The organism is Microbacterium sp. W1-4-2, assembly GCF_058349885.2.
In genome coordinates, this window is the sequence record NZ_JBYRJC020000001.1 from 1 (window position 1) to 4,577 (window position 4,577).

Here is a 4,577-nt window from a genome sequence, read left to right on the forward strand (position 1 = left end):
ACCCGGAAGCTAAGCCTCTCAGCGCCGATGGTACTGCAGGGGCGACCCTGTGGGAGAGTAGGACACCGCCGGACTTCTTCTGTGAAGAGGCCACCCAGTGATGGGTGGCCTTTTTGCGTTCATGGAGGCGGCGGACGCTGTTTCGGTTACGCTGACCCCCATGGGGTCTGGGGAACCGCTTTCGGTGGCGCTCGCGCACCACGACGCGACGCAGCGCAGGGACGCAGAGCGGCTGGTGGAGGCGGAGCGTGAGCGCGTCTGAGCGGATCGCCGCCGGCCGCTCCCGGCGGATCCGGTTGTTGCGCTCCGTCGGCTGGGCGCTCGGGTTCGCCGCTGCGCTCGTCGTGCTGTATGTCGCGGCCGTGGCGACGCCGGTCGGACAGGCCGTCGACGTCCGCAGCCTCGGCCAGTCGATCTGGCGTGGGGCGATGGCCGAGGCCGCCTTCTCGGCGATGCGCACTGGCATCCCGCTTCTGCTGGGTCTGTGCGCCGCGGCGGCGGTCGCCGTCGGCGTGATGCGGCGACGGTGGGTGGATGTCGTGTGCTCGGTGGTCGGGGTGCTCCTGGTCGTGGTGGCGACCGCGCCGCTGCGCGACCTCGTGTTCGCGCGTCCGTTCTACGGCGACTTCGGCTATGTGGCCAACTCGTACCCCAGCCGACACGTGGCGGTCGGTCTCGTACTGGCTCTCGTCATCGTTCGGTTGTGGCCGTTCCCGGCCGGGCTCGGCATCGCGCGGGTCGCGGCGGCGCTGCTGATCGCGGCGCTGGCCGAGGCATCCGTCGCGACCTTCGCACATCGCGCCAGCGACGTGATCGGCGCCGTCTTCGTGGTCGGAGTCGTCGCGCCGGTGGTCGCACGCGGGACGATGCCGCACGCGCGCGACGCGCTTCTGCGCCGACCGGCCGCGGCGGCGACGATGCTCGGCACAGCGGTGGTGTGCGTCGCCCTGGTGTTCGTTCCCGGCGCCGCGGTGCCTGCCTACAGCGTGCTCGTGCCGGTCGCCGTGGGTGGCGCGTCGGCCGTGGTGTTTCGCATCGCCGTCCCTGATCGGGTGGACTTTCCCACAGCGCGGACGTGAGTGCGCTCGCGAGTGGGACGATGACGTCGGACGCTGGTATCGCGGGTCTCGCCGCGCTAGCATGGGGGCACGGTGTATGGGGCACCGTACTGGGGGTCTGGGGACGTGGCAGGATTCGGTCGGCGCCGCCGTGGGCACTTCGACACGGGCGGCAGCAGTCATCGTTCGCCCCGGCGACCCTTCGGAGTATGGCTGGCGATGGGCCTGCCGCTCCTGGCGACGGCCGCCGTGGGCGCCCTCGTATTCTCGGCGATGGGCCCGACAGCCGCTTCGCTGACCGGTCCAGCGGGTGCCCCCGGACTGATCGCCGGGCAGCCAGACCCCGGCGAGACCCCTGATCCGCACGTCGTGCCGCAGTCCGTGCCGCAGGACGCGAAGCCCATCGGCGGCGCGCATGGCCAGGACGTGCTGGCGAACTTCCCCCGCGATGCGCACCTGCCCAAGGTGGCGCAGGCGTCGCTGTGGTGGTCGTGGCGGGCACCGGCGACCAAGAAGGTGCGGTTCTCGACGGCCGGCTCCGAGGTGCCCGTGCACCTGGTGGTGCGCAAGGGCGGCGCCACGGGGCCCGTGGTGGCGACGGGGACGACGGGCGAGGCGGTGACGGTCTCTGCCACGACCGACACGACGTACTCGGTCCAGGCCACCTCGACGCAGACCACGCCGACCGCCGGCCTGGTCGTGCTGTCGTGGCAGACCGTTCAGACCACGCAGCAGACGCCGTCGTCCGAACCGTACACCGCGGCGCAGATCCCGCTCGTGGGCACCACGGCGCAGAAGCCGCAGTCCAAGCTCTGGCAGGCCCACGGCACGTGGTGGGCGGTCATCCCCTCGGCCAGCACGACGCCGGCCGGCACCTGGATCTGGCGCGACGGCTCGGCCGGCTGGTCGGCTGTCTCGCTCCTGACGACGAGCACGGACGTCGAGGCGGACGTGCTGCCGGTCGGCGACGTCGTGCACATCCTCATCCACGGCTCGTCATCGGCGTTCTACGACGGGATCTCGACGCCGCCGACACCGCCGCCCGGTTCCGTGCAGCCGCAGCTGATCTCGATGCAATACGACTCGACCACCAACTCGTACGTGCCGTGGACGAGCCGGCCCACGCCGACGATGCTGCCCTCCGACGTCTCGGACGTCGAGACCGCGACCATCGACATCGACTCCACGGGACGGATGTGGCTATCGGCCGGCGACGGGTACGACGTGTTCGAGTACTGGTCGGATGCCCCGTACTCGTCCTTCTCGGGACCGGTGAACATCGCCTCGGGCGTTCAGGTGGGTGACCAGTCCGTCGTCGTGGCCATGCCCAACCACACGGTCGGCGTGCTCTTCTCGAACCAGAACACCAAGACGTTCGGGTTCCGGTATCACGTAGACGGCGCCAGCCCGACCGTCTGGTCGCCGCTCGAGCTGCCCGACGCTCCGGGGCTCGCGTACGGGCGGGGGCTGGCCGACGACCATCTGAACGTCAAGGTGAGCGCGAACGGCACCCTGTACGCGGCGGTGAAGACTTCGTACGACACCGTCGGCGAGCCCACGATCGGGCTGCTCGTCAGACGGCCGAACGGCACCTGGGATCCGTTCCGGACCGTCGCGGTCCATCCGGCCGGCACGAACGAGCCGACCCGGCCCATCGTGCTCATCGATGACGCCACGAACACGCTGCGGGTGCTGTACACGAACACCGAGTACCTCGACGACATCATGATGAAGACGACGTCGCTGAGCGATCCGGACTTCTCGGCGCCCGCCACGGTCGCCATCAGCGGCTCGTACAACAACGTCACGAGTGCCAAGCGCAATTCGCCGGGTTCCGTGATGGTCATGGCCGGTGGCGCCACCGCGACCGGGACGGCGATGCTGCAGTGGACGGCGGCGGGCGTGCCGACCGCGAGTCCGTCGACGGTGACGACGACGATCGGCAAGGCCGTGACGGCGAGCTTCGACGTCTCGGGCGGCGCGGTCACCAGTACGCAGATCGTGACGGCGCCCGCGCACGGCACGGTCACGCTGCCGACGGCCACCTCGTTCACCTACACGCCCGCGGCCGGCTACACCGGCGTCGACTCCTTCTCGTATCACTCCCGCATCGGCACGGGGGCCTGGTCTGCCACGGCGACCGTCACCGTCGGCGTCACCGACGCGCAGGGCCTGGCGGGCGACTGGGAGATGGACGAAGGCACCGGGACGAGCGTGGGCGACCAGTCGATCTGGCACGACGCCGGAACGATCCAGGGCAACGCGACGTGGATCACCGGCGTGGGCGGCGGGCACGCCCTGCGCCTGGACGGCGCTTCAGGTCAGGTGGTCATCCCCGACGAGCCCGCGCTGAGCCCGGCCGATCTCACCGTCTCGGCGTGGGTCAAGCCCGAGATCGTCGGCACGCAGTACATCGTGAAGAAGGCCGACAGCGACCTCGCCGACGGATACGAGCTGAGCCTGGCCTCGACCGGTCAGCCGTTCTTCAGACTCAACCAGGTCACGTCCGCCAACACGTACCGCATCAATGCGCCCAACGCGATCCCCGCCGACGGCAAGACCTGGACGCACCTGGCGGCGACATATGACGGCACCACGATGAAGCTGTACGTCAACGGCGTGCTCGTCGCATCGGGGGCCGGGCCCAGCGGCATCACGACGAACACGCTTCCGCTGACGATCGGCGGCCAGCCGAGCGGCACCTACGCGTTCCAGGGCGGCGTCGACGACGTGCGCGTGTACGGCAGCGCACTCTCGGCGGCCGACATCGCGGCGCTGGCCGCGGGCGGGTCGGGAACGACGCCCACGCCCACACCCACTCCGACCACGAGTCCGTCGCCGTCCCCGTCGCCGACGGCGACCGATCCTGGGGCTGTGGGGCTGTGGGGCATGGATGAGATGTCCGGCTCGACGGTCTCCGACGCCTCCGGCTACGGCAACGACGGCGTCATCTCCGGCGGGGTGCAGCACGTGGCAGGGGAGTACGGCGACGCGCTGGACTTCGACGGGTCGACCGGTCGCGTCGACGTGCCCGACAGTGCGTCGCTTGACCAGAGCGGAGCCCTGACGATCACGACATGGGTGCGAGCGGATCGGACGGCCACGCAGTACCTGGTCAAGAAGGCGAACGTGAACGCCACCGACGGCTACGAGCTGTCGCTGGCCGGTTCGGGCAAGCCCTTCTTCCGACTGAACCAGGCCACGTCCGGCGACACCTACCGCGTGAACGCGCCGGCGGCGATCACCGCCGACGGCAAGACCTGGGTGCATCTGGCCGGCGTCTACGACGGCAAGACCATGACGCTGTACGTCGACGGCGCCGCCGTCGCGTCGATCCCGGGGCCGTCGTCGATCACGAAGAACGGCCTGCCGCTGGTGCTCGGCGCTGAGCCGTCGGGCGACTACCCGTTCGAGGGCACGCTGGACGATGCCCGCGTGTACGCCCGCGCGCTGACGGCCACCGAGATCGACAACGTCATGGCCGGCGAGCCCGCGTCGTCCGGCCCGACTCCTACGCCG

At 70.4% G+C, this 4,577-nt stretch carries 2 protein-coding genes and 1 rRNA gene; all 3 read left to right on the plus strand.

The window, feature by feature from the left end:
- A 5S ribosomal RNA gene (rrf, locus tag AC3RX0_RS00005) occupies window positions 1-74 on the plus strand; the annotation flags it as partial.
- Window positions 75-248: 174 nt separating this feature from the next.
- On the plus strand, window positions 249-1,079 hold the full coding sequence (locus AC3RX0_RS00010) for a hypothetical protein (RefSeq protein WP_491503897.1): 831 nt from the start codon (window positions 249-251) through the stop codon (window positions 1,077-1,079).
- A 198-nt stretch (window positions 1,080-1,277) separates the two neighbouring features.
- A partial coding sequence (locus tag AC3RX0_RS00015) for a LamG-like jellyroll fold domain-containing protein (RefSeq protein ID WP_491503898.1) occupies window positions 1,278-4,577 on the plus strand: 3,300 nt, incomplete at its 3' end.